The sequence below is a fragment of the Streptosporangium fragile genome (genome assembly GCF_039534445.1).
Classification (GTDB): Bacteria; Actinomycetota; Actinomycetes; order Streptosporangiales; family Streptosporangiaceae; genus Streptosporangium; species Streptosporangium fragile.
On record NZ_BAAAVI010000099.1, the window covers coordinates 1 to 25,446 of the forward strand.

Annotated in this window: 19 protein-coding genes and 1 pseudogene; 18 read left to right on the forward strand and 2 right to left on the reverse strand. The window is 72.7% G+C overall.

Features of this window, described 5'->3' with window-relative positions:
* Positions 1-313 precede the first annotated feature (313 nt).
* The 15 genes from ABD841_RS37180 to ABD841_RS37250 all read left to right on the forward strand — a co-directional run bounded on the left by ABD841_RS37180 (position 314) and on the right by ABD841_RS37250 (position 18,720).
* Positions 314-2,044, forward strand: coding sequence for a peptidoglycan D,D-transpeptidase FtsI family protein (locus ABD841_RS37180; RefSeq protein WP_344981571.1), 1,731 nt, complete (start codon positions 314-316; stop codon positions 2,042-2,044).
* A gap of 40 nt (positions 2,045-2,084) precedes the next feature.
* Positions 2,085-3,629 (forward strand): UDP-N-acetylmuramoyl-L-alanyl-D-glutamate--2,6-diaminopimelate ligase, encoded by a 1,545-nt coding sequence (locus ABD841_RS37185; RefSeq protein ID WP_344981536.1) that lies wholly within the window; start codon positions 2,085-2,087, stop codon positions 3,627-3,629.
* Positions 3,630-3,639: 10 nt separating this feature from the next.
* A complete protein-coding gene (locus ABD841_RS37190) occupies positions 3,640-5,178 on the forward strand; it encodes a UDP-N-acetylmuramoyl-tripeptide--D-alanyl-D-alanine ligase (protein WP_344981538.1) in 1,539 nt (512 codons plus the stop codon).
* Positions 5,175-6,233: a phospho-N-acetylmuramoyl-pentapeptide-transferase gene (gene mraY, locus ABD841_RS37195; protein ID WP_344981540.1), complete on the forward strand. Its 1,059-nt coding sequence runs from the start codon at positions 5,175-5,177 to the stop codon at positions 6,231-6,233. The genes ABD841_RS37190 and mraY overlap by 4 nt, the downstream gene beginning before the upstream one ends.
* Positions 6,234-6,296: 63 nt before the next feature.
* The gene (gene murD / locus ABD841_RS37200) at positions 6,297-7,700 is read left to right on the forward strand and encodes a UDP-N-acetylmuramoyl-L-alanine--D-glutamate ligase (protein ID WP_344981542.1); all 1,404 of its coding nucleotides are present in this window, start codon (positions 6,297-6,299) and stop codon (positions 7,698-7,700) included.
* 67 nt (positions 7,701-7,767) lie between these two features.
* On the forward strand, positions 7,768-9,102 hold the full coding sequence (gene ftsW, locus ABD841_RS37205; RefSeq protein ID WP_344981544.1) for a putative lipid II flippase FtsW: 1,335 nt from the start codon (positions 7,768-7,770) through the stop codon (positions 9,100-9,102).
* 32 nt (positions 9,103-9,134) lie between these two features.
* Complete coding sequence (gene murG / locus ABD841_RS37210; RefSeq protein WP_344981546.1) at positions 9,135-10,223, forward strand: undecaprenyldiphospho-muramoylpentapeptide beta-N-acetylglucosaminyltransferase; 1,089 nt, start codon at positions 9,135-9,137, stop codon at positions 10,221-10,223.
* A gap of 108 nt (positions 10,224-10,331) precedes the next feature.
* Positions 10,332-11,738: a UDP-N-acetylmuramate--L-alanine ligase gene (gene murC, locus ABD841_RS37215; RefSeq protein WP_344981548.1), complete on the forward strand. Its 1,407-nt coding sequence runs from the start codon at positions 10,332-10,334 to the stop codon at positions 11,736-11,738.
* Between the two features lie 40 nt (positions 11,739-11,778).
* Positions 11,779-12,447, forward strand: a complete 669-nt coding sequence (locus ABD841_RS37220) for a cell division protein FtsQ/DivIB (RefSeq protein ID WP_344981550.1) — start codon at positions 11,779-11,781, stop codon at positions 12,445-12,447.
* Between the two features lie 225 nt (positions 12,448-12,672).
* On the forward strand, positions 12,673-14,079 hold the full coding sequence (gene ftsZ / locus ABD841_RS37225; protein ID WP_344981552.1) for a cell division protein FtsZ: 1,407 nt from the start codon (positions 12,673-12,675) through the stop codon (positions 14,077-14,079).
* A gap of 109 nt (positions 14,080-14,188) precedes the next feature.
* On the forward strand, positions 14,189-14,893 hold the full coding sequence (locus tag ABD841_RS37230) for a YggS family pyridoxal phosphate-dependent enzyme (RefSeq protein WP_344981554.1): 705 nt from the start codon (positions 14,189-14,191) through the stop codon (positions 14,891-14,893).
* Positions 14,894-15,011: 118 nt separating this feature from the next.
* Positions 15,012-15,515 (forward strand): cell division protein SepF, encoded by a 504-nt coding sequence (locus ABD841_RS37235; RefSeq protein ID WP_344981556.1) that lies wholly within the window; start codon positions 15,012-15,014, stop codon positions 15,513-15,515.
* 82 nt (positions 15,516-15,597) lie between these two features.
* Positions 15,598-15,885: a YggT family protein gene (locus ABD841_RS37240; protein ID WP_344981558.1), complete on the forward strand. Its 288-nt coding sequence runs from the start codon at positions 15,598-15,600 to the stop codon at positions 15,883-15,885.
* Between the two features lie 48 nt (positions 15,886-15,933).
* A complete protein-coding gene (locus ABD841_RS37245) occupies positions 15,934-16,794 on the forward strand; it encodes a DivIVA domain-containing protein (protein ID WP_344981560.1) in 861 nt (286 codons plus the stop codon).
* Positions 16,795-16,857: 63 nt separating this feature from the next.
* A complete protein-coding gene (locus ABD841_RS37250; RefSeq protein ID WP_344981562.1) occupies positions 16,858-18,720 on the forward strand; it encodes a hypothetical protein in 1,863 nt (620 codons plus the stop codon).
* 348 nt (positions 18,721-19,068) lie between these two features.
* Here the strand turns inward: ABD841_RS37250 and ileS are convergent, their stop codons facing one another.
* A complete protein-coding gene (gene ileS / locus ABD841_RS37255) occupies positions 19,069-22,221 on the reverse strand; it encodes an isoleucine--tRNA ligase (protein ID WP_344981564.1) in 3,153 nt (1,050 codons plus the stop codon).
* 492 nt (positions 22,222-22,713) lie between these two features.
* Between ileS and ABD841_RS37260 the strand changes: the two genes are divergently transcribed.
* Genes ABD841_RS37260 through ABD841_RS37270 form a run of 3 tightly spaced genes read left to right on the forward strand, consistent with a single transcriptional unit; the run spans position 22,714 to position 24,633 of the window.
* Positions 22,714-23,121: a TraR/DksA family transcriptional regulator gene (locus ABD841_RS37260; RefSeq protein WP_344981573.1), complete on the forward strand. Its 408-nt coding sequence runs from the start codon at positions 22,714-22,716 to the stop codon at positions 23,119-23,121.
* A complete protein-coding gene (locus tag ABD841_RS37265; protein WP_344981567.1) occupies positions 23,085-23,711 on the forward strand; it encodes a signal peptidase II in 627 nt (208 codons plus the stop codon). The genes ABD841_RS37260 and ABD841_RS37265 overlap by 37 nt, the downstream gene beginning before the upstream one ends.
* On the forward strand, positions 23,704-24,633 hold the full coding sequence (locus tag ABD841_RS37270; RefSeq protein WP_344981569.1) for an RluA family pseudouridine synthase: 930 nt from the start codon (positions 23,704-23,706) through the stop codon (positions 24,631-24,633). Before ABD841_RS37265 ends, ABD841_RS37270 begins: the two co-directional genes overlap by 8 nt.
* A gap of 140 nt (positions 24,634-24,773) precedes the next feature.
* Here ABD841_RS37270 and ABD841_RS37275 read toward each other — a convergent pair.
* Positions 24,774-25,446 (reverse strand): annotated as a pseudogene (locus ABD841_RS37275) (hypothetical protein); the annotation flags it as partial.

Consider the following 25,446-nt stretch of genomic DNA (forward strand, 5'->3'; position numbering starts at 1 on the left):
CCGGCCGGCCCGCCGCGCGGGGCCCGCCGCCAGGCCCCCCCGGCCGGAGGGGCCCGGCGCGCCTGCCCGTCTCGGGACGCGCGGCCCCGCGCGCTTCGAGGCGGCGGGCGGATCCACCAGGCCACCGGGTCCCGACGGGACGCGCAGGCCGGGACACCCGCGCGGCGAAGAACCCCCGGCGCCCACCGGGCGCACCCGTCCCGCGCCGGGGCGCGGGCCCGAGCGGCCCGGCGAGGCGGAGCACGCGGTCGTCACCGCACGCGGCGGAGGCGGCGGGACGAGACCGCCGCGGCCTCCCGCGCGCCCGGCCGCGGTGCTGCGCCTGGGCAACCCCCGCCGGCGCATCAACATCGGCCTGATCGTGATGACCTTCGTGCTGTCCATCTTCGCGGGCCGGCTCGTCCAGCTCCAGGGCCTCGACTCGAAGATCTACACCGCGGAGGCCGCCAAGCAGCGGGTCCACGACGAGACGCTCGCCGCCAGGCGGGGGTCGATCACCGACGTCAACGGCCACGAGCTCGCGCTGACCCTGGAGGCGCGCGAGATCTTCGTCGACCCCTCCGAGGTGGGCGCGGCCCAGCGTGACCGGGTGGCGACCGTCCTGGCCAAGGAGCTCGGCGAGTCCAAGGACCGCGTCGCCGCCCTGCTGGCCAACCCCGCCAGCCGCTACCAGAAGGTCGCGGTGACCGACCTGTCCGTGGCCGAGCGGATCATGTCGTACGAGCTCAAGGGCGTCGGCAGCAAGCACCGCTACCGGCGCGACTACCCGGGCGGCGACCTGGCGGGCACCCTGCTGGGGTTCGTCGGGGACGACGGCACCGGCCTGGCCGGCCTGGAGAGCACCTTCAACGAGGTCCTCGCCGGCCGCGACGGCAAGCAGCTCGTCGAGACGGGTCGCGAGGGCCAGCGCATCCCGATGACCCGCAGCACCCTGCAGGCGCCCGTCGAGGGCAGGAACGTGCGCCTGACCATCGACCGAGACGTCCAGTGGGCCGCGCAGAAGGCCATCACCGAGCAGGTCCGGGCCACCGGGGCGCGCACCGGCAGCGCCATCGTGCTGGACGTCCAGACCGGCCAGGTGATCGCCATGGCCAACGCCCCCGAGCTCGACCTGAAGAACTGGGAGAAGACCCCCCAGGAAGACTGGGTCAACCGCTCCGTGACGGAGGTCTTCGAACCGGGCAGCACCAACAAGGTCATCACCGCCGCGGCGGCCCTGGAGTCGGGCGCCGTGCGGCCCGGCACGGTGTTCACCGTCCCCGACCGGATCAGGTGCGCCGACCAGGTGCTGAAGGACGCCCACCCGCACGCCACCGAGCGCCTGACCTTCTCCGGCGTCGTGGCGACGTCGAGCAACGTGGGCACGATCCTCGCCGCCCAGAAGATCGGCGACCAGAAGCTCCACTCGATGCTGCAGCGCTTCGGCTTCGGGACCAAGCCGGGCAGCGGCCTGCCCGGGGAGGAGGCCGGCCTGCTGCCCGACTGGAAGACCTGGTCGGGCAGCCAGCGCTGCACGGTCTCCTACGGCCAGGGCGTCTCGGTGACCGCGCTGCAGACGGCCAGCGTCTACCAGACCATCGCCAACGGCGGGGTGCGCGTCACCCCGCAGATCGTGGCCGGCACGACCGCCGAGAACGGCGCGTTCGTGCCCTCCGCGCCCGGCAAGCGGACCCGCGTGATCAGCGAGCGCACGGCCAAGGAGGTCGCCGCCATGCTGGAGGCCGCGGTGAGCGAGGAGGGCACCGGCGGCCTGGCCGCGATCGACGGCTACCGGGTGGCCGGCAAGACCGGCACCGCCATGCGCTACGACACCCGCTGCCAGGGCTACTGTGGATACACCGCGACATTCGTGGGCTTCGCCCCGGCCGACAAGCCCCGCCTGGTCGTCCTCGCGGTGGTCCAGGACCCGAAGAAGGAGGGCTACTACGGAGGGGAGATCGCCGCTCCGGTTTTCAAGAAGGTGATGACGTTTGCGTTGAAGAGCAAGAAGGTTCCGCCGACCGGAACACAGCCGCCCCCGGTGCGGATACGCGCCGGGGAGTGACGAGTGCCGGTACGCTCTCGCCGTGCGTCCCCCGTCGTCCATGCGACCTTCAACCAGTTCGCCCCGTCCGCTCTCGGGGCTGGCGAGCCTGCTCGGCGCGCCGTCCGGCACGTCGCGAGCGCCGCTGGCCGCCGTGTCCGGGGTCACCATCGACTCGCGCCAGGTGCGGCGCGGAGACCTCTACGTCGCGCTCCCCGGGGCCACCGTCCACGGGGCCGACTTCTCCGCGCAGGCCCTCGCCGCGGGGGCCAGCGCGATCCTGACGGATGAGGCCGGCAGGCGTGCCGCGGTCGCGACAGGGCTTCCGGTCCTCGTCGTGCCCGACCCCCGCGCGCTGCTCGGGCAGGTCGCCGCGTGGGTGTACGGCAACCCGGTGGCGGACGTGACGGTCATCGGCGTCACCGGCACCAGCGGCAAGTCCACCTCCACCTTCCTGCTGGAGGCCGGGCTGCGCGCCGCCGGGCACCGGGCCGGCCTGATCGGCGGGGTGGAGATCCGCGTCGGTGAGCTGCGCTTCGCGCCGAGGCTCACCACCCCGGAGGCCAGCGACCTGCAAGGCCTGTTCGCCCTGATGCGCGAGCAGGGCGTCACCGCCGCCGCCATGGAGGTCTCCAGCCACGCGCTGGCGCTGGGCCGAGTCGACTCCGTCTTCTACGACGTCGCGCTGTTCACCAACCTGTCGCAGGACCACCTCGACTTCCACAAAGACCTCGACGACTACTTCGCGACGAAGGCCCGGCTGTTCACCCCCGAGATGAGCCGCGCCGGCGTCGTCAACATCGACGACCCCCACGGGCGCGAGCTCCTCGGCACCGTCAAGATCCCGATGACCACCTTCTCTGCCGAGGGCGCCGCCGAGGCCGACTGGCGGGCCGCGGACGTGCGTCTCGGCGCCGAGGGCAGCACCTTCCGGGTGGTGGGCCCCGGCGGCGTCGAGGAGGCCGCCACGGTCGCCCTGCCCGGCCCCTTCAACGTGGCCAACGCCCTGGGTGCGATCGTCGCCCTGGTGGAGGCCGGGGTGCCGCTGCGGACCGCGGTGGCGGGCGTCGGCACGGTGACCGGGGTCCCGGGCCGGATGGAGCGCGTCCCCGGCGGTGAGGACTTCCAGGCCGTCGTCGACTACTCGCACAAGCCGGGCGCGGTGGAGTCGGTGCTGCGCTCGCTGCGTGAGATCACCGAGGGCAGGCTCATCATCGTGCTCGGCTGCGGCGGTGACCGTGACCGGGGCAAACGCCCGATGATGGGCGAGGCGGCCGCGAGGCTGGCGGATGTGGCCATTCTCACCAGCGACAACCCCCGTTCCGAGGACCCCCTGCGAATTCTCGCGGAGATGATGGACGGAGTGCTGGGTGTGCCCCAGGACGGGCGCGCACATGTGATCATTGAGCCGGACCGCGCCGCGGCCATCGACCTGGCGATCGGCCGGGCAGGCTTCGGCGACGTCGTCGTCGTGGCCGGCAAGGGCCACGAGCAGGGCCAGTACGTCGGTGACAAGGTGCTCCCGTTCGACGACAGGCAGGTCGTGGCCGACGCGATCGTCAGACGGCGGAACCGCACCGGGCGCCGAAGCACATATGGAGAGTAGGGAAGACGTCATGATCCCGTTGCCGCTGGCCAGGATCGCCGAGATAACCTCGGGCGCCCTCACGGGCATGGCCGATCCGCGCGCGGTGGTGCGCGGTCCGGTCGTCATCGACTCCCGCGCCGTCGAGCCCGGGTCGCTGTTCGTCGCCATCAAGGGCAACCACGTCGACGGGCACGACTTCGCCGCCCGGGCCGTCGCCGCCGGCGCGGTCGCGGTGCTGGCGGCCCGGCCCGTCGAGGCTCCCGCGGTCATCGTCGGCGACACCGTGACGGCCATGACCCGGCTGGCCACCGCCGTCTGCGCCGACCTGCCGGAGACCACCGTCATCGGCGTCACCGGGTCCGCGGGCAAGACCACCACCAAGGACCTGCTGGCCAGGCTCACCGCCCGGATCGGCCCGACGGTCGCGCCCTTCGAATCGTTCAACAACGAGATCGGCCATCCGCTGACCGTGCTGAAGGCCGGGGAGGACACCCGCTACCTGGTGCTGGAGCTCAGCGCGCGGAACGTCGGGCACATCGCCCACCTCACCCGCGTCGCCCCGCCGAAGATCGGCGTGGTCCTCAACGTCGGCACCGCGCACCTGGGCGTCTTCGGCAGCCGGGAGACGATCGCGCAGGCCAAGGGCGAGCTGGTCGAGTCGCTGCCCGCCGACGGCGTGGCCGTCCTCAACGCCGACGACCCGCTCGTGGCCGGGATGGCGGGGCGCACCGCCGCCCGCGTCACCTGGTTCGGCCGCGGCGAGTCCGCCGCCGTGCGGGCCGAGAACGTGACCCTCGACGAGCGCGGGCGCGCGTCCTTCACGCTCCGCACCCCCTCCGGCGCCGCGTCGGTCGCCCTGCGCCTGTACGGTGAGCACGCCGTGGAGAACGCGCTGGCCGCCGCCGCGGCCGCCTACGAGCTGGGCCTGCCGGTCGCCACCATCGCCGAGGAGCTGTCGGAGGCCGAGCCCCGCAGCCGCTGGCGGATGGATGTCACCGACCGCGCGGACGGGGTGACCGTGATCAACGACGCCTACAACGCCAACCCCGACTCCATGCGCGCCGCCTTCACCGCCCTGGACGCGCTCGCGGGTCCCCGCCGCCGCGTCGCGGTCGTCGCCGCGCTGCGCGAGCTGGGCGAGGAGAGCGACGCGCTCAACGAGGAGCTGGGCCGCCTGGCCGGGAGCTCGGGCCTCGCGGCCCTGCTCGTCGTCGGCGGCGCCGACGCCGGACCGGTCCTGGCCGGGGCCGTGGCCGCCGGTGGGCAGGTCTCCGTCGCCCTCGCGGGCGCACCGGGAGCCCCGGACGGGGCGGGAGGCCCGCCGGGTGACGGAGCGGGCGGACCGCCCGGCACCGGCGCGTCCGGTGCCGCCCGGACCTCGTACGACGGCCTGTCCGGTGCCGGCGCCTCGGCCGGCACCCGGGTCGTGCACGCCGCCGACGTGGAGCAGGCCGCCGCCGAGCTGTCGGCGCTTCTCGCCCCCGGTGACGTGGTGCTGGTCAAGGGGCCGCGCGCCGCCGGGCTCGAACGCGTCGCCGAGGCGCTGCTCGGGGGTGACCGCCGGTGAGGGAGATCCTCGTCGCGGCCGCGGTCAGCCTCCTGCTGTCCATGCTCGGCACGCCGCTGGCGATCCGCCTGTTCTCCCGGCGCGGCTACGGGCAGAGCATCCGGGAGGAGGGCCCCTCCGGCCACCACGACAAGCGCGGCACCCCCACCATGGGCGGCACCGTCTTCGTGATCGCCTCACTGATCGGGTTCGCCTGCGCCCACCTGTACAGCTTCACCCCGCCCACGGTCTCCGCGGTCCTGGTGCTGTTCCTGATGACCGGTCTGGGCGCGGTCGGCTTCCTCGACGACTTCATCAAGATCTACAAGCAGCGCAGCCTGGGCCTGCGCAGCGGTGCCAAGGCGCTGGGCCAGCTCATCGTCGGGGCGGTCTTCGCGGTCCTGGTGACCCGCTTCCCCAACGAGTACCAGATCACCCCGGCCGAGACGCGCCTGTCGTTCCTGCGGGACGTCGGCCCGTCCATCGGCATCGTGGTGTTCACGATCTGGGTGCTGATCATGATCGTCGGTTTCTCCAACGCGGTGAACCTCACCGACGGTCTCGACGGCCTGGCCAGCGGCGCCACCGGCGTGGTGCTGGCCTCGTACGTGCTGATCGGCAACTGGCAGCTCCGCAACAGCTGCACCGTCCAGCTCAGCCCCAACTGCTACTGGGTCCGCGACCCGCTGGACCTGGCCGTGGTGGCCGCGGCGGTGCTCGGCGGGCTCGTCGGGTTCCTCTGGTGGAACGCCCCGCCCGCCAAGATCTTCATGGGCGACACCGGCTCGCTGGCCCTGGGCGGCGTCCTCGCCGGCCTGGCCATCACCACCCGCACCCAGCTCCTGCTGATCATCCTCGCCGGCATGTGCGTGCTCATCACGATGTCGGTGATCATCCAGGTCAGCTTCTTCAAGATGACCGGCAAACGCGTCTTCCGGATGGCCCCGCTCCAGCACCACTTCGAGCTCGCGGGCTGGGCCGAGACGACCATCGTGGTCCGCTTCTGGTTGATCGCCGCGCTGTGCGCCGCGACCGGGCTCGGGCTGTTCTACGTCGAGTGGACGCCCAGCCTGTGAGCGGGTGGCGAGCGAACCGATGAGCATGACAGTGCCGGCCACCGGGCCGGGAGGGGGAATCGCATGATCTGCGTCGCCGGTCTGGGGGTCTCGGGTACGGCCGTCGCCCGCGCGATGGCCGCCCGGGGTGAGAGGACGATCGTCCTGGAGGGCCGGGACGGCGAGCGGGCCAGGCGGACCGCCGCCGAGCTCGCCGGGCTCGGCGTGGAGGTCCGCTTCGGCGAGCCCGCCGAGCCGCCCGCGGGCACCTCGCTGATCGTCACGACGGGCTGGCCGCCGCACCACCCGCTCCTCGTCGCCGCGGCGGCCGCCGGGATCGAGGTGATCGGCGAGGTCGAGCTGGCCTGGCGGATCCGCCCCCGGGAGGCCGCGCCGTGGCTGGCGCTGACCGGCACCAACGGCAAGACCACCGCGGTCCGCATGCTCACCGCGATGCTCACCGCGGCCGGGCACCGGGCGCTCGCCGTCGGCAACGTCGGCACCCCGGTGGTGGAGGCCGTCACCGGGCCCAGCGACGTGCTGGCGGTGGAGCTGTCCAGCTTCCAGCTGCACCGCTCGCCCGGCATCGCCCCGCTCGCCGCCGCCGTGCTCAACGTCGCGCCCGACCACCTCGACTGGCACGGCTCCATGGAGGAGTACGCGCGGGTCAAGGGGGAGATCTTCGCCCGTGCCGGGACGGTCGTGTACAACGCGGACGACGCGTGGGCCGCCCGCCTGGCCGCGCCGTACGAGAACGCCGCGGGCCGCCCCGGCGCCGCGCGCAGCGTCGGTTTCACCCTCGACGTGCCCAGGCCCGGACAGCTCGGCCTGGTCGACGACCTGCTGGTGGACCGGGCGTTCGTCGACGACCCGGCGCGCAACGCCGAGGAGCTCGCCTCCTTCGCCGACGTCCGCCCGTTCGCGCCGCACAACGTGGCCAACGCGCTGGCCGCCGCCGCCCTGGCCAGGGCCTACGGTGTGCCCGCCGGGGCGGTGCGGCAGGGACTGCTCGACTTCGTCCCCGACCCGCATCGGATCGCGCACGTCGCCCGGGTCGCCGAGGTCGACTACGTGGACGACTCCAAGGCCACCAACCCGCACGCCGCCGCCGCCTCGCTGGCCGCCTACCCGTCGATCGTCTGGGTCGCCGGGGGCCAGCTCAAGGGGGCGGACGTCGAGGAGTTGGTGCGCCGCGCCGCGCCCCGGCTGCGCGGCGCGGTCCTCCTGGGCGCGGATCGGGAGCGAATTCGCGAGGCTCTGGCGCGACACGCCGGGAATGTTCCGGTGGTGGAGGTGGCCGGGCAAGACACTGGGGTCATGGATCGCGTCGTCACCGAAGCCGCCAGGCTCGCCGCCCCCGGAGACACCGTGCTGCTGGCCCCGGCCGGAGCCTCCCTCGACATGTTCAGCGGTTACCCGGCCCGAGGGGAGGCGTTCGCCCGGGCCGTGCACCGTCTCGCCGACCGGCGAGGGGAGGGGACGGCGTGAGGGAGCGGAGCGAGCGAGCGGGTAAGCGCGGTAGCGCTGCGCTCACGGTGCCGGTGAAGGAGGTGGCGTGAGCGCGGCGGCGCATGAGGGCGCCGTCCGCCCCGAGGGCGGGGCCCGCCCCGACGGCAGGGGTCGCGCGGCGAACCGGGCCCACGGGGAGGGCGGGGTCCGCGAGCATCTGCTCACCCTGCGCGAGCTGCTCAACCGCCCGCTGACCTCGTACTACCTGATCGTGGGGTGCAGCGCCCTGCTGCTGGCCCTGGGCCTGATGATGGTGCTGTCCGCCTCCAGCATCGAGGCGCTGCAGGAGACCGGCAGCCCGTTCTACTGGTTCTTCAAGCAGTCGATCTCGGTCGCGATCGGTATCCCGATCATGTGGGTCTGCGCGCAGCTGCCAGCGCGGTTCTTCCGGTGGGCCGGTTACCCGTTGATGGCGTTGTCGATCCTCGGTCTGGTGCTGGTGCTGTTCGTCGGCACCTCCCAGCTCGGCGCCCAGCGCTGGATCGACCTGGGCCCCGTCTACCTGCAGCCGTCCGAGCCGGCCAAGCTCGGGCTGCTGCTGTGGGGGGCCGACCTGCTGGCCCGCAGGGCGCGCAACGGCGTGATCGAGTGGCGCCACCTGTTCATCCCGCTGATGCCGGGCACCGCGATCCTGGCCGTGATGGTCATGCTCGGGAGCGACCTCGGGACCACCCTGGTGCTGATGCTGATCTTCCTTGCCCTGCTCTGGGTGGTGGGCGCGCCGCTGCGGTTGTTCGGCGGGATCCTCGCCGTGGCGGTGCTGGCCACCATCGTCATGATCAGCACCGAGGGCTACCGCGCCGGTCGCATCGAGGGGTGGCTCGACCCGTGGGGCAACGCCCAGGGGACCGGCTACCAGGCCGTGCAGGGGCAGATCGCCATGGGCAGCGGCGGCTGGTTCGGGCTGGGCCTGGGGTCCAGCAGGCAGAAGTGGAGCTGGATCCCGCACGCCGAGAGCGACTTCATCTTCTCCATCCTCGGTGAGGAGCTCGGCCTGATGGGCACGCTCGTGGTGGTGGCCCTGTTCGGGCTGCTGGGCTACGCGGGGCTGCGGGTGGCCACCCGGGTCAAGGACCCGTTCGTCCGGCTCGCCTCGGCCGCCGCGGTCGCCTGGATCGCCGGCCAGGCGATCGTCAACATCGGCGCGGTGATCGGCGTGCTGCCCATCACGGGCATCCCGTTGCCGCTGGTCTCCTACGGTGGGTCGGCCCTGCTGCCCACCCTGGCGGCCCTGGGCATGCTGCTCTCGTTCGCCAAGCAGGAGCCCGGTGCGCGCGAGGCTCTGGCGGCCCATGGCCCCGGACCGGTGGCGCGAGCCCTAAGCTGGCTTGGCCTGGCCGGTCCGGCGCGCAAGCGCCGGCCGGACCGCGGAAGACGATAAGCGAGCGGAAGACGATAAGCGAAAGGACCGACATGAGAGTGGTCCTCGCCGGCGGCGGGACAGCCGGTCATATCGAACCGGCGCTGGCCCTGGCCGACGCGCTACGCCAACTCGATCCCACCATCGGCATCACCTGCCTCGGCACCGAGCGCGGCCTGGAGACCCGGCTGGTGCCGGCCCGGGGGTACGAGCTCCAGCTGGTGCCCGCGGTGCCGCTGCCCCGGAGCCTGACGCCGCAGTTGCTGACCGTGCCGGGCCGCCTGGCGGGTGCCATCAACACGGCCGCGGCCATCATGGACCGCGTCCAGGCCGACGTGCTGGTCGGCTTCGGCGGTTACGTGGCGACCCCCGCCTATCTGGCGGCCCGGCGGCGCGGCGTGCCGATCGTGGTGCACGAGGCCAATCCGCGGCCAGGCCTGGCCAACCGCCTGGGCGCGCGCCTCACCGAGCACGTGTTCACCGGCCACCCCGACACGCCCCTGAACCGGGCGGAGCACGTGGGCATCCCGCTCCGCCGTGACATCGCCAACCTGGACCGGCTGTCCATGGGCGACAAGGCGCGTTCCTGGTTCGGCCTGGAGGCCGACCTGCCCACGCTGCTGGTCACCGGGGGTTCCCAGGGCGCCCGCTCGCTGAACCAGGCGGCTCTGGCGGCCGGTCCGGCGCTGCGCCGGTCCGGGGTGCAGGTGCTCCACGTCATCGGCCCGAAGAACACCCTGGAGGTGGAGCCGCCGCCCGGCGACCCGCAGTACGTCGTGCTGCAGTACGTCGACCGGATGGACCTGGCCTACGCCGCCGCCGACTTCGCCCTGTGCCGCAGTGGCGCGATGACCTGCGCCGAGCTCACCGCGGTCGGCCTGCCGGCCGCGTACGTCCCGCTGCCGCACGGCAACGGGGAGCAGCGGCTGAACGCCGCGCCGATCGTCCAGGCCGGCGGCGGCATCATGATCGACGACGCCGAGTTGTCCGCGGAGTGGATCGTCCACAACGTGCTGCCCATCCTGTCCGACCCCGAGCGCGTGGTCGCCATGTCGGAGGCCGCATCCAGAATGGGCCGCAAGGACGCGGACGTGACGCTCGCACGCAGGGTGCTGCAGATCGCGGCACAGGGGAGGGGATGAGGAGTGGTGAGCGACCGATGAGCGGGGAGCGAGCCCGACGCGGTGAGCGTAGTGGCCGGCTGAGGGATGAGGCCGGCCGCGGGGCGAATGAGGAGTGGTGAGCGACCAATGAGTCTCGTCAAGCTGGTGGAGCCGGTCGCGGCCGGTGATCTCGGGCGGGTGCACTTCATCGGGATCGGCGGGGCGGGCATGTCCGGCATCGCGCGCATCCTGCTCAAGAGGGGTGTGCCGGTCTCCGGCAGTGACGCGCGCGGCTCGGATCTGGTGAACGAGCTGCGGGAGCTGGGGGGCAGGATCCACATCGGCCACGCCGCCTCGCACATCAAGAACGTCGACACCGTCGTGGTCTCCACCGCGATCCGCGACTCCAACCCCGAGCTGGGCGAGGCGCTCCGCCAGGGGCTGCGGGTCATCCCGCGGGCCGCCGCGCTGGCCTCCGTCATGGCGGGCCGGGTCGGTGTCGCCGTGGCCGGCACTCATGGCAAGACCACCACGACCTCCATGCTCACGGTGGCGCTGCAGAAGTGTGGCGCCGACCCCTCCTACTGCGTGGGAGGCCAGCTGGTCACCACGGGGCTGGGCGCGGACGAGGGCTCGGGCGAGGTGTTCGTCGCCGAGGCCGACGAGAGCGACGGCTCCTTCCTCATGCTGGCCCCCGACATCGCCGTGGTCACCAACGTCGAGCCCGACCACCTGGACAACTACGGCGACCCGCGTGCGGTCTACGACAGCTTCGCCCGGTTCGTCGAGCGCGTCGCCAAGACGCTGGTCGTCTGCGCGGACGACCAGGGTTCGGCCGCGCTGGCCCCGATCGCCAGGGCCCGCGGCCTGAAGGTGATCACGTACGGCGAGGCGGACGACGCGGACCTGCGGGTGGGTGAGATCACTCCCGAGGGGCTGGGCGTCACGTTCGAGGTTCGCGGCCACGGGCGGGTCAGGCTGGCCGTTCCCGGGCGCCACAACGCGCTCAACGCCGCCGCGGTGATCGCCGTGGCGGGGGAGCTGGGGGTGTCCTTCGACGAGATCCGCGACGGCCTGGCGGCCTTCACCGGGGCCAAACGGCGTTTCGAGGCCAAGGGCGAGGCCGGCGGGGTGGCGGTCTTCGACAGCTACGCCCACCATCCGACGGAGCTCGCCGCGGACCTGCGCGCCGCGCGGGACGTGGTGGCGTCCTTCTCGGGCAGCGGCAGGGTGATCGCGGTCTTCCAGCCGCACCTGTACTCGCGCACCCGCTTCTTCGCCGACGATTTCGGCAGCGCCCTCGGGCTGGCCGACGAGGCCATCGTCCTGGACGTCTACGGTGCCCGCGAGGATCCCGAGCCGGGGGTCTCGGGGGCGCTGGTGGCCGGCAAGGTGCCGCTCCCCGCCGAGCGGGTGGCCTACGCCCCGCAGCGTGAGGGCGTGCCGGCCCTGGTGGCGGGCCGGGCCCGGCCGGGCGACATCGTCCTGACCATGGGGGCGGGCGACGTGACCGAGCTGGGCCCCCGGATCGTGGCGGAGCTGGCCGCGCGGTGATCCACGCCAGCGGGCGCGGGTCGCCGGACGGGGGGGGACGATGAACGGGGTGTGGCGCTCCGCCTTCCTGGCTCTGCTCACCGTGGGGGTGGTGGGCACCGCCGCATGGCTGGTGTTCTTCTCTCCGGTCCTGGGGGTGCGGGAGATCCAGGTGGTGGGTAACGCGAGCCTGTCCGCCGAGCGGATCCGGCAGGCGGTGGGGGTGGCCCAGGGCATGCCCCTGGCCACGGTGGACGTGGCCGAGGTCGAGGGCCGGGTCGGCGGGATCCCGCAGGTCGAGTCCGTGGCGGTCAGCCGCGGCTGGCCGGGCACCCTGCGGGTGGAGGTCGTCGAGCGCGAGCCGGTGGCGGTGGTGCCGTTGGCGGGCAAGTCGGGGCTCATGGACCGGAACGGGGTGGTCATCGAGGCCAGGGCCGTCGCGCCGCCGACGCTGCCGGTGCTCCGCGTCGACCGGCCGGGGCCGGCGGACGCGGCGACCCGGGCGGCGCTCACCGTCATCGGCGCGCTGCCGGAGAGTCTGGCCCGCCAGGTCGCGGAGGTTCTCGCGCCCTCTGCCGAAACGGTATCGCTACGCCTGAAGGACGGCCGCGCGGTCGTGTGGGGTGGGGGCGACCGTCCGGCGGACAAGGCGCGGATCCTCGTTACGCTGCTCAAACGTCCCGCGGACACCTATGACGTGAGTTCGCCCGACGTTGTGACGGTGAAATGATCTCCCTGGATCGCGCGTGTCGCCGAAAAGGACGGCCGACGACACGCCGGGCGCGCTTGCGGCGCGGTTAGTTGACCCACCTGGAGCGCAACTCCTACTGTCCGTATCACTCCTCAGGTTGACATAAAGCTAAATCTCAACTTGAGGGTGAGGGTTTTGGAAACGACGGCACGGGACCCCGTGTCGCATGAAATTGCAAGTCAACGAGCGGAAAGGCCCCTCGTCGTGGCAGCACCGCAGAACTACCTCGCGGTCATCAAGGTTGTAGGAATCGGCGGAGGCGGAGTCAACGCCGTCAACCGGATGATCGAGGAGGGACTCAAGGGCGTCGAGTTCATCGCCATCAATACCGACGCCCAGGCGCTGCTGATGAGTGACGCCGACGTCAAGCTCGACGTGGGGCGTGAACTCACCCGCGGCCTCGGCGCGGGGGCCAACCCCGAAGTCGGGCGCAAGGCGGCCGAGGACCACCGTGAGGAGATCGAAGAGGTTCTCAAGGGTGCCGACATGGTGTTCGTCACCGCCGGAGAGGGCGGTGGCACGGGCACCGGAGGCGCCCCGGTGGTCGCCAACATCGCGCGCTCCCTGGGGGCGCTGACCATCGGTGTGGTGACCCGGCCCTTCAGCTTCGAGGGGCGGCGCCGGGCGATGCAGGCCGACGCGGGTATCGAGACCCTCCGCGAGGAGGTCGACACCCTCATCGTGATCCCGAACGACCGGCTGCTGTCGATCTCCGACCGGCAGGTGAGCGTGCTGGACGCCTTCAAGGCGGCCGACCAGGTGCTGCTCTCCGGTGTCCAGGGCATCACCGACCTGATCACCACGCCCGGTCTGATCAACCTCGACTTCGCCGATGTGAAGTCGGTCATGTCCGGCGCCGGCTCGGCGCTCATGGGCATCGGCCACGCCCGCGGCGACGACCGGTCGGTCGCGGCGGCCGAGATGGCCGTCTCCAGCCCGCTGCTGGAGGCCAGCATCGACGGCGCCCACGGTGTGCTGCTGTCCATCGCCGGCGGCTCCGACCTCGGCCTGTTCGAGATCAACGAGGCGGCCCAGCTCGTGTCCAACGCCGCCGCCCCGGACGCCAACATCATCTTCGGTACGGTCATCGACGACGCCCTCGGCGACGAGGTGCGCGTCACCGTGATCGCCGCGGGCTTCGACGAGCCCGCTCCGCAGGCCAAGCCGCTGCCGCAGCAGACCTCCCGCCCGCAGCAGCCCGCCTCGCGCCCGGCCCCGCCGCCCTCGGCGACGCCCCCGGTCCGCCCGATGGCGCCCACGGTGAAGGCCGAGCCGCGCCCGGAGCCGAGGGCCGAGCACGCGCCGCCGTCCGTGCGGCCCGTCGTCACCCCGGCGCCCGCCCCGGCGGAGCCGCTCCCGCCGCAGCCGGCCCAGCAGATCCACCCGGTCCAGCCCGCTCCGCCGGCCCCGCCGATGCAGTCTCCGGTGGAGCAGGCCGAGCCGCAGCGCGTGGAGGAGCCGCCCGTCCCGCCGGTGTCGATCCCGCGCCCGGCGCCCGAGCCCTCGCAGCCGACCCCGATCTCGGCCCGGGTCTCCGACCCGGCCCGGCGCCGGCCGGTGATCTTCGAGGAGCAGGAGGAGGAGCTCGACGTCCCCGACTTCCTGAAGTGACCTCCGGTTCTCCGGAGTGACATTGGTCACGGGAAGGGGGCGACGGACCACCCGCCCGTGACCGGGAGAATGGACTCCGCCGGTTTGTCAGCGTTCGAGCGGCGGAGATGTGACGGAGACAACACGACGGGATGAGATCGCGGCCGGGCTGGCCCGGGTCGAGGCGGAGATCGCCGAGGCGTGCCGGGCCGCCGGTCGCGACCGCAAGGAACTGACGCTCATCGCGGTGACCAAGACCTACCCGGCCTCGGACGTCCGGCTCCTGGCCGGGCTCGGGGTGACCGACGTCGGCGAGAACCGCGACCAGGAGGCCGCGGCCAAGGCCCGCGAGTGCGCCGATCTGGGCCTGTCCTGGCATTTCATCGGCCAGCTGCAGACCAACAAGGTCCGCTCGGTGGTCGGTTACGCCGACGTCGTCCACTCGGTGGACCGCCCGCGCCTGGTCGCCGCGCTCAGCCGGGAGGCGGTCAGGGCCGGCCGGCGGATCACCTGCCTGGTGCAGATCGCCCTCGACGACGACCCCGACCGGGGCGGTGCGCGGCCCGGGGAGGCCGTCGCCCTGGCCGACGCGATCGCCGGGGCCGAGGGACTCGTGCTGGGCGGGGTGATGGCGGTCGCGCCGCTGGAGGGGGACCCCGGCCGGGCCTTCGCCAGGCTGAGGGAGATCGCCGGAAGCGTACGGGGCGCCCACCCGGGGGCGGACGTCATCTCGGCCGGGATGAGCGGAGACCTGGCTCAGGCCATCGCCAACGGTGCGACACACCTGCGCGTCGGTACGGCGTTGCTCGGTCGCAGGAAGCCCTTCGTCAGGTAATGTCCCTTCAAGTGGACCTTGGCGTCCGCGTATCCGGATAGTGGTCGAACGGTGATGGGTTCAGGAGGGTGTCGTTCCGCCCCGAACACATCGAAGTAAGACGGAGGAAGAAGCAGCGATGGCCGGCGCGATGCGCAAGATGGCGGTCTACCTCGGTCTTGTGGAGGACGACCGCTACGAGAGGTACGACGGCTACCCCGACGACGACTACGACGAGTTCGACGACACCCGGCGGGACGGCGACGAGCGCCCTGGCGCGGTCCACGACAGGGAGGACGAGGTCGACCCCGGCGTGCCCGCCCAGCGGCCCGCGACGGCGGTCCTGGAGCGTCGTACGACCGATCTGGCGCGCATCACCACCCTGCACCCGCGCACCTACAACGAGGCGCGGACGATCGGTGAGCACTTCCGTGACGGCACCCCGGTCATCATGAACCTGACCGAGATGGTTGACAGTGACGCAAAGCGTCTCGTCGATTTCGCGGCAGGTCTTGTCTTTGGCCTACATGGCAGCATTGAACGTGTTACCAACAAGGTGTTCCTGTTGTCCCCAGCCAATGTCGAGGTGACCGCCGAGGACAAGGCCCGAATCGCCGAACGCGGATTCTTCAACCAGAGCTAGAGTGCCACCATGAACAGTGACCGGCCGGACGGGTCCCGACGGGGCCGAAGGCGGCAGAGCGGAGTGGAGGCGGGGGCAGGCCGTGGGGATCGTTAGCGGGATCTTGGTCTTCGTCCTGTCCATCTACCTCGTTCTGCTGATCGGTAGAATGATCTTGGAGACGGTGCAGGCGTTCGCACGTCAGTGGCGCCCCACGGGTGTCGTCCTGGTGCTGGCGGAAGCCGTATACACGGTGACCGACCCACCTCTCAAGTTCCTCCGCCGTTTCATTCCGCCACTCCGGTTGGGTACGGTGGCCTTTGACCTAAGCTTCACAGTGCTGTTCATTGTGGTCTTGGTCTTGATCCAGCTCGTGTCCGCGCTTCGTTGATCGGGTACCGCCCTCCGGACAGACTCCAAGCGCGCCAAGGAGACCGAAATGCCGCTGACGCCCGCCGATGTGCGGAACAAGCAATTCAGTACGACCCGACTCAGGCCGGGCTACGACGAGGAAGAGGTAGACGCCTTCCTCGATGAGGTCGAGTCCGAGTTGGACCGCCTCATCCAGGAGAACGAGGAGCTCCGCGCCAAGCTCGCGGAGTGCCTGAGGGGCAAGGTCCCCGGCGGGATGGGCATGGCCATGGCTCCGGCCCCGGTCGCCGAGCCCAAGCCGGAGATGATGATGCCGCCCCAGCCGGAGCCGATGCGGGCTCCCGAGCCGGTCCAGCACCAGCAGCCTGTTCCCGTCGGCATGGGGATGCCTCCGGCCGAGGACAACATGGACACCGCGGCCCGCGTGCTCGCCCTCGCGCAGCAGACGGCCGACCAGGCGATCGCCGACGCCCGCCGGGAGGCGGACGAGACGGTGACCCGGGCCCGTCGCGAGGCCGACGACATCCTCGGCAAGGCCCGCCGCCAGGCCGAGCAGATCATCGGCGACGCCCGCGCCCGCGCCGAGACGCTGGAGCGCGACGCCCAGGAGCGGCACCGCCAGGCCATGGGCTCGCTGGTGCAGACCCGTGACGAGCTGGAGCGCAAGGTCGAGGAGCTGCGCAGCTTCGAGCGTGAGTACCGCAGCCGTCTGAAGCTGTACCTGGAGAACCAGCTCGCGGAGCTGAACGTCGCCGCCGAGGGCAGCGGCGGGTTCCCGATCGTGAGTGGTCCTCCGGCGATGTCGCACGCCGTGACTCCCGGCGGTCAGCCGACCCTGCAGGGCGCGCCCAGCCCGTTCGGCGGCGAGCCGTCGCAGCACTCGGGCGCCTTCCAGGGCGTTGACGGTCCGCACAACGACCGCCGCTAAGGTGTCGGGTCATCCCCCTGACCCGCATCCGGGAGTCTCTCTGTGATCCTTATCAGCGCTGGTTTGGTCCTCACGGCCATCGTCCTGCTCATCGCCGGATTCGTGCTGGCCAAGCCATTTCTGGTCATGTGGTCGATCGCGGTCAGCGTGCTGTCCGCGGTCTTCCTGGTGATCGGGGCGTTGTTACGCCGCCACGAGTTGTTCCCCGGCGGGAACGCCGGGGCCTCTCCGCTTTCACCCCCCAAGGGGCCGGTGCCGACCGGGCCCGTCCCCGCGCCGCACGGCATGCCGAACCGGCCTCAGGTGCCGCCGCACATGATGGCGCCGCACGGCATGCAGCAGCAGACGGCGACCGTCCCGCCCCAGCCGCGGCGCAGCCCGGCGACCGGACCGGCCACCGCCGCGAGGCGGGGCGTCCTGGACGCCGAGGCGATCGTGCTGGTCATCCCCGGCCGCAAGCGTTACCACGTCGCGGGATGCCGCCAGCTCGTCGGCAGGGATCACGAGGAGCTCACCCACGAGGAGGCACAGGAGGAGGGCTTCACGCCCTGCACCACGTGCCTGTCCGAGTTCACCGCGGCCACCCGGTCGCAGGAGGCTCCGTCCGGGGCCGAGGAGCCCGCCGGTCCCCCGACCACCGCACGGGAGTCCGCTCCCGTCGGGGGCGCCCGCGAGCCCGGTCCCCACGAGGCCACCGCCCGCTTCGCCCCGCCGTACGCACCCGTCACCCCGTCCGCCGCCCGGCAGGAGGCTCCGGAAGCGCGGCAGGAGCCCTCCCAGGCCCCGCAGTCCAGGCCCGAGGCGCAGACGGCGAAGAGCGACGTTCCGCTCACCGCGTCCGAGGCCACCGCCGTCCGGCAGGAGGCCGCGCCGTCGCCGGAGGAGGCTCCGGCCTCGCTGACGCGGTCCTATGTCCAGCCCTCTGCCTCCGGGCAACCGCCCGCAGCCCCGGCGCACCCCCAGGAACCGGTACGCCCTCAGGAGCCCGCGCGGGTCCAGGAGCCCGAGAGCCCTCCGCTCCGCGCCGCGAAGTCCCCGGCGGCCCCGGTGCCCTCGTTCCCGATCCTGCCCGTGGTCCCCGAGATACCGCACGCCGAGTCCTCGGCCACGAACTGGTTCAGCCGCGACGCGGCCACCGGGGCACTCTCGCCGGAGCCCGCTTCCGGGCCCTCTGCCGTGGCCTCGGCGTCCGCCGAGGCGGAGACCGGGTCAGCGGACCGGCCCGCCTCGCCGGGCCCGCAGGCTGTGGCTGACGGGTCCGCGGCGGAGACCGGGGAGCCCGCCGCCGGCGCCGGGGCTCCCGCCGCCTCCGGGGCGTCCGGGGACGAGCCCGCGACGCCCGAGCCTGATCCTTCGCAGACGGTGCGGGTCAAGCCCGTCACGTCCGAGCCCGCCGGGCCTGCGCCTGCGACGCCCGAGCCCGCCGGGCCCGGGGCCGAGGAGGACGAGTCCGTGGTGGTCGAGGTCGTCGAGGACGAGTCCCCGGCCACCGGAGCCGCGTCCGCGGACCGCGCGGACGACACCCCCGAGCCGGTGGAGCCGGCCGAGACCACACCCGGGCGCGCCGGGCGGACGGTGCCGGCCGACTCCACTCCGGCGGAACCGGCGCCCGTATCCGCCGCGGCGGCGACCGGTGCCCCGCCCGCCTCTGACGACCGCGACGACGACACGTCACCTCGCGGCATTCCCGCGATCAAGGACGAGCCGCGTCCCGCCTCCGCAGGGAAGGAGGCGCCGTCCGCGTCGGGCGGCGGGATGGTCAAGATCATCTCGGGTACCCGCCGTTTCCACGACGCCACCTGCCCCATCGCCAAAGGGGCCGACATCGGCGGTGCCGGTGTGGAGACCATGTCCCGCGCCGAGGCCGAGGAGGCCGGTATGAGCGGCTGCCCGATCTGCCTGACCGACCGGCAGACCGTGCGCTGACCGCTCCCGCCGCGGGGCGTCCCGCGGAACGGCGCCCCGCGCCGGCGACGACGTGAGAAGGGCCCCGGGAAGATTCCCGGGGCCCTTCGCCGTGCTGTCCCGCCGTCCCACTGTCCCGTCGGAGTTCGTGTGGCTACCGCTGTTCCCGTCGGATTTCGCGTGGCTGCCGCCGTCCCGCCGGAGGCTCGTGCGGTCGCCGACGGCCCCGGCGGTCCGCGCCGCCGGGGCCTCTCGGCTCGGTGTTCGCCGCCCGGTCCGCGTCGTTCCTGTCGGCGGGCGCTCGTTGTTCGCGGCCCGGTCCGTTCCCCGCCGACGGCCTTTCGGCGTCCGCCGGCGGGGAACGGCCGGTCAGGCCGTGGCGGGCCGGAGCTGGAAGGTCAGGTCCAGGTCGTCGCCGCGGTGGGCGGGCAGGCCGTCGGCGGTGCCTTCGGTGAAGGAGACGGCGAGGACCTCGTCGGCCACGGTCTCCCCCTGGGTGCGCAGGGCCTCGGCCAGGTCGGCGTCTCCGGTGGACCACCACACGTCGATCCGGTCGGTGATGGCCAGGCCGCTCGACTTGCGGGTGTCCTGGAGCAGGCGGATGACGTCGCGGATCAGGCCGGCATGGCGCAGTTCGTCGGTGATGGTCAGGTCGAGGGCGAGGGTCTCGCCGGCCCCGGTCTCCACCGCCCAGCCCGACTTCGGCTGCTCGGTGACGATCACGTCGTCGGCGCCCAGCCCGACCGCGCCCAGTTCGCCCGCGTCCACCGTGACCGGCGAACCCGAGCGGAGCGCCGCGGCCACCTCCGCCGGGTCGGCCGCGGCGACGGCCGCGGCGACCAGCTTGGTCTGCGAGCCGAACCGCTTGCCCAGCGCCCGGAAGTTGGGCTTGACCGTGTACGACACCAGGTCGGCCCCGATCCCGGACAGGTCCTCCAGATCCTTGACGTTGAGCTCGTCGGCGATCAGCTCGCGCAGCTCCGTGGAGAGCCCGGTCCAGCCGGGGGCGCCGACCAGGGCACGGCCGAGCGGCTGGCGGGTCTTCACGCCGCTCGCGGCGCGGGCCGAGCGGCCCAGCTCCACCAGCCGGCGCACCAGCGCCATCTGCTCCGAGAGCGCCGGGTCCAGCAGTTCGGCGTTCGCCCGGGGCCAGGAGGCCAGGTGCACCGAGCCGGGGGCGTCGGCCTGGCGGAGGACGTCCCAGACGTAGTCGGTGGTGAACGGCACCACGGGCGCCATCAGCCGGGTGACGGTCTCCAGGCACTCGTAGAGGGTGGCGAACGCCGCGGTGTCACCGGTCCAGAACCGGCGGCGCGAGCGCCGGACGTACCAGTTGGACAGGTCGTCGAGGAACTCGCTCAGCCGCCGCCCGACCCGGGCGGTGTCGAAGACGTCCATCGAGGCGGTGACCTCGGTCACCGTGCGGTGCAGCTCGGCCAGGACCCAGCGGTCGATCAGCGGGCGCTCGGCGTACGCGGGGGCCTCGGAGAGCCGGGACGGGGCCCAGGACTCGGCGTTGGCGTACAGGGCGAAGAACGACGCGGTGTTCCAGTAGGTGAGCAGGACCTTGCGGACGATCTCCTCCAGGGCCGCGTGGCCGACCCGGCGGGCCGCCCACGGGGAGCCGGAGCAGGCCATGAACCAGCGCAGCGCGTCGGCGCCGTGCCGGTCCATCAGCGGGATCGGCTGGAGCACGTTGCCCAGGTGCTTGCTCATCTTGCGGCCGTCCTCGGCGAGGATCAGGCCCAGGCACAGCACGTTCTCGTACGACGACCTGCCGAAGACCAGCGTGCCGACCGCCATCAGCGAGTAGAACCAGCCGCGCGTCTGGTCGGTGGCCTCGCAGATGAACTGCGCCGGGTAGGCCTTCTCCAGCATGTCGGCGTTGCGGTGCGGCGCCCCCCACTGGGCGAACGGCATCGAGCCCGAGTCGTACCAGGCGTCGATCACGTCCGGCACCCGGCGCGCCTCGGCGCCGCAGGTGGGGCAGGGCAGGGTGACGTCGTCGACGTAGGGGCGGTGCGGGTCGAGCCCGGAGACGTCGCGGCCGGACAGCCGGCTCAGCTCCTCCAGGGAGCCGACGCAGGTCACGTGCGACTCGTCGGCGGTGCAGATCCACAGCGGCAGCGGGGTGCCCCAGTAGCGCGAGCGCGACAGCGACCAGTCGACGTTGTTGCGCAGCCACTCGCCGAAGCGGCCCCACTTGATCGTCTCGGGGTACCAGGAGGTCTTCTCGTTCTCGGCGAGCAGTTCGTCCTTCAGCGCGGTGGTGCGGATGTACCACGCGGGCAGGGCGTAGTACAGCAGCGCGGTGTGGCAGCGCCAGCAGTGCGGGTAGCTGTGCTCGAAGTGGCTGCCCCGGTAGAGCAGGCCGCGCTCCCTGAGGTCGGCCGTCAGGCCCTCGTCGGCGTCCTTGAAGAACTGCCCGCCGACCTGCGGCACGCTGTCGAGGAAACGGCCGTCGGGGCCGATCGGGTTGACCACCGGCAGGCCGTACCGCTTGCAGGTCGTCATGTCGTCGGCGCCGAAGGCGGGCGCCTGGTGGACCAGGCCGGTGCCGTCCTCGGTGGTGACGTAGTAGCCGAGCACCACGTAGTGGGCGCCGGGGATGTCGACCAGGTCGAACGGGCGCCGGTAGGTGGTGTGCTCCAGTTCGGCGCCGGAGAAGGTGGCCAGCACCTCGGCGCCCTCGCCCAGCGCGGCGGCCAGCAGCGGCTCGGCCACCACCAGCACCTCGTCGGACCCGGCGGGGCGTGCCGCGACGTAGGTCACGTCGGGGTGCACGGCGACGGCGGTGTTGGACACCAGCGTCCAGGGCGTGGTGGTCCAGATGAGCAGCGCCGCGCCGAGCTCGGCCAGCGGGCCGGAGGTGACGGGCATGCGGACGTAGACCGACGGGCTGGAGACCGTCTCGTAGCCGCCCGGCTGGCCCAGCTCGTGGTCGGACAGGCCGGTGCCGCAGCGCGGGCAGTACGGGGTGATCCGGAAGTCGCGGAAGAGGAGGTCCTTGTCGAAGATGACCTTGAGGGACCACCAGACGGACTCCACGTACGCCGGGTCCATCGTGCGGTAGGCCTGGGACAGGTCGATCCAGTACCCCATCCGCTCGGTCATCTCTTCGAAGGCGTCCACGTGCCGCAGCACCGACTCGCGGCACCGGGCGTTGAACTCGGCGACGCCGTACGCCTCGATGTCCCTCTTGCCGGAGAGGCCGAGCTCCTTCTCCACGGCGACCTCGACGGGCAGCCCGTGGCAGTCCCAGCCGGCCTTGCGGGGCACGTTGTAGCCCTGCATCGACTTGTAGCGGGGGAAGACGTCCTTGAAGACGCGGGCCTCGACGTGGTGCACGCCGGGCATGCCGTTGGCGGTGGGCGGGCCCTCGTAGAACACCCAGTTGGGGCCGCCGGCGTTCTGCTCCACCGAGCGCTCGAAGATCTTGCCGTCCCGCCACCGGTCGAGCACCTCGTGTTCGAGCGCGGGCAGATCAACCTGCGCGGGAAGAGCGCGGAAATAGGCGGACATGACGGGTGGGACCTCCACACGGCGCTGGAACGGGCAGTGGTGTGGAGGGACGAGACCTCGCGGCCCCGCGGTACCACCCTCCTTGACCTTCACGTGGAAGGCCCTCTTCCTTCGGCCTGCTGCCGGTTCTACTGGGCCGTCGCGACCTCTCGCGGGTCGTCTCTGCCGTTCTTCCGGCGGCTCCGGGGTGATTTTCCCCCCGTGCCTCGCCCCGGGCTCGCACCGTCCCCGGGTCGCTCCTGCGAGGGGGACGGAGGTAGTTGTCCCCATCAACGCTGTGCAGGTTCCACACGATAACGCACCGGCCCCCCGGAAGCTTCCCCGTATTGGTGAGGGCTGGGCGGAATCAGGGGGAAGGGGCCGGATGTTACGGGAGTGGTAAACATTGCGGCGGGTCGTTTGCCGTTCTGTTATGGCGGACCTATGCTTCCCGCACCGTTTACCGCATTGGAGACGGTCCGATCGAGCGAGGAGGCCGCCATGGCCGCGACCGTGCGCGCAGGCGAGAGCGCGGTATTGCCGTCACAGAACGGTGTCGTCGTCACCTGGTCGGCCGAGGAGCTCGCGGAGGTGCGCGCGCGACTGGCCACGGAGATTCGCGAGCTCAACGAGGAGATCGCCAAGGCCGAGTCCGAGATCGCGGCCGGCGACGTCACCGACGGCGCCGGCGACGACCAGGCCGATGCGGGGGCCAGGACGTATGAGCGCGAGCGCGAGATCGCCCTTACCCTGAACTCGCGCGACCTGGTCGCGCAGAACGAGCGAGCGATCGCCCGGATCGACGCGGGGACCTACGGAGTGTGCGAATCGTGCCATCAGCCGATCGGAAAGGAACGCCTCCAGGCGTTTCCGAGGGCGACGCTGTGCGTGGCCTGCAAGCAGCGGGAGGAGCGCCGCTGACCGGCGACGTCGCGGACGGGGCGGTTCCGGTCGCCCCGCTCGTGGCACGGCGGCGGGTCGCCGTGCTCGCGACGATCTTCCCGATCGTCTACGCCCTCGACCTCGCCACGAAGACCCTCGTCCTGAGGACCCTGGAGGGCAGGGAACCGGTCGTGATCATTCCGGACGTCCTCCAGTTCCGGGTGATCTTCAACTCCGGGGCGGCCTTCGGCCTCGGCGCGGGCATGACGATCATCTTCACGTGCGTCGCGGCGGGAGTCGTGACGGCGATCCTGCGCACCGCCCGGAACCTGCGCAGCCTGCCCTGGGCGGTGACGCTCGGCCTGCTGCTCGGCGGGGCGCTCGGCAACCTCACCGACCGCGTCTTCCGCTGGCCCTCGGGGTTCGGCCGGCCCTCGCCACTCCAGGGGCACGTGGTCGACTTCATCGAGACCTTCCCCGGGCACTTCCCGATCTGGAACGTGGCCGACTCGGCGATCGTCTGCGGCGGCATCCTCGCGGTCTTCCTCGCCTGGCGGGGCTACCAGATCGACGGCACCCGTGATACAGGGCAGGGCAAGCAGGAAGGGGAGGGGCGGAACGATGGCTGACCGGCGGAGCCTCCCGGTTCCCGACGGGCTGGAGGGCGAGCGCCTGGACGCCGCCCTGTCGCGCCTGTTCGGGCTCTCCCGCACCCGCGCCGCGGAGCTGATCGTGGCCGGTGACGTCCTGGTCGACGGATCGCCCGCCGCCAAGTCCGACCGGGTCCACGGCGGCGCCTGGCTGGACGTGACCCTGCCGCCCCCGCCCACCGCGCCGATGCCGGTGGCCGAACCGGTCCCCGGCATGCAGATCGTCTACGAGGACGACGACATCGTCGTGGTCAACAAGCCGGTCGGCGTGGCCGCCCACCCGACCACCGGCTGGACCGGCCCCACCGTGATCGGTGGCCTGCTCGGCGCCGGGCACCGGGTGGCCACCAGCGGCGCGGCCGAGCGCCAGGGCATCGTGCACCGGCTCGACGCCAACACCACCGGCGCCATGGTCGTGGCCAAGAGCGAGCACGCCTACTCCCGGCTGAAGCGGGCCTTCAAGGAGCGCACGGTCGACAAGCGCTACCACGCGCTCGTCCAGGGCCACCTCGACCCGCTCCGCGGCACCGTCGACGCGCCGATCGACCGCCACCCCGTCGGCGACGGCCGGTGGGCGGTCGTGGCCGGGGGCAAGGAGTCGGTGACCCACTACGACACGCTGGAGGCGTTCCGCGCCGCGTCGTTGCTGGACATCAAGCTGGAGACCGGCCGGACCCACCAGATCCGCGTCCACATGTCGGCGCTGCGCCACCCGTGCGTCGGCGACATGCTCTACGGCGCCGACCCCACGCTGGCCGCCCGCCTGGGCGTGAGCCGGCAGTGGCTGCACGCGGTCTCGCTGGCCTTCGAGCACCCGACGACGGGCGAGTGGATGTCCTTCACCACCGACTACCCGGACGACCTGGCCCTGGCCCTGGAGCTCGTCGCGGCCGACTACTAGCCCCGCGTCCCGTACGGGATCCCCGGCGTCCCGGGGAGATCACCCGCGGTGCCGGACCTCGCCGGAGCCCGGCCCGGGCCGGCGCGGAGCGTGCGGAGGACGGGACGCTCCCGCCGCGGGCCGTCGCTCCGGGGCGGCGGTCAGTTCTTCTTCCCGGACGTGTTCGCCGGGGCGACGTCCCTGTCCCTGGCCCTGCCCTTGCCCCTGTTCCGGCTGCCCACGACGACGCCGCTCGTGCCGCTGCCGGGCTCGACCCGGTTGTCGGAGTGCTCGTCCTGTGGCCCGGCGCCCTCGCCGGGCCCGCCGCCGGTGTCCTGCCCGGCGTCCTCGTCGGGCTCCTGCTCCGGCTGCTCCTCGCTCGGGGGCTCGTCGCCGGAGCCGTTCCCGGAGTCGTCGCGCGAGCCCTCGTCCGAGGGTCTGTCCGACGGCTTGCCGGAAGGTTCGCCGGAGGGCTTGTCGGAGGGCTTGTCACGGGGGGTGGAATCGCCCTGGCCGGACCGCTCCGGGGCCGGGCGGGAGGGGGAGCCCTCGTTCCCGCCGCTCCGGGCCGGGGTCGGCGCGGGGTCCTGCCGCGCGGGCAGCCTGGCCTGATCGGGATTGTTCTCCGGTTTCTCCGGTGTGTCGCTCTCGGCGGGGACACTCGCCGAGGTCGGCGGGTCCGCCGGGGGCGGGCCGGGACCGTCGGAGGCGACCCACGCCATCCCGCCCGAGGCGAGCCCGACGGCGAGCACCGCCGCCGCCATCGCGGACATCGCCGGGCGCCGCCGCCTTCCGCCGGGGGCGGCGGCCGGGACGGGCACGGGCGCCGCCGGG

Bases quoted from the DNA above. Each gene is read 5' to 3' on its own strand.
- ABD841_RS37270 (WP_344981569.1), top strand. From the start codon at position 23,704: ATGGCTGACCGGCGGAGCCTCCCGGTTCCCGACGGGCTGGAGGGCGAG.
- ileS (WP_344981564.1), bottom strand. From the start codon at position 22,221: ATGTCCGCCTATTTCCGCGCTCTTCCCGCGCAGGTTGATCTGCCCGCG.
- ABD841_RS37185 (WP_344981536.1), top strand. From the start codon at position 2,085: ATGCGACCTTCAACCAGTTCGCCCCGTCCGCTCTCGGGGCTGGCGAGC.
- ABD841_RS37245 (WP_344981560.1), top strand. From the start codon at position 15,934: ATGCCGCTGACGCCCGCCGATGTGCGGAACAAGCAATTCAGTACGACC.
- ABD841_RS37235 (WP_344981556.1), top strand. From the start codon at position 15,012: ATGGCCGGCGCGATGCGCAAGATGGCGGTCTACCTCGGTCTTGTGGAG.
- murD (WP_344981542.1), top strand. From the start codon at position 6,297: ATGATCTGCGTCGCCGGTCTGGGGGTCTCGGGTACGGCCGTCGCCCGC.
- murG (WP_344981546.1), top strand. From the start codon at position 9,135: ATGAGAGTGGTCCTCGCCGGCGGCGGGACAGCCGGTCATATCGAACCG.
- murC (WP_344981548.1), top strand. From the start codon at position 10,332: ATGAGTCTCGTCAAGCTGGTGGAGCCGGTCGCGGCCGGTGATCTCGGG.
- ABD841_RS37220 (WP_344981550.1), top strand. From the start codon at position 11,779: ATGAACGGGGTGTGGCGCTCCGCCTTCCTGGCTCTGCTCACCGTGGGG.
- ABD841_RS37190 (WP_344981538.1), top strand. From the start codon at position 3,640: ATGATCCCGTTGCCGCTGGCCAGGATCGCCGAGATAACCTCGGGCGCC.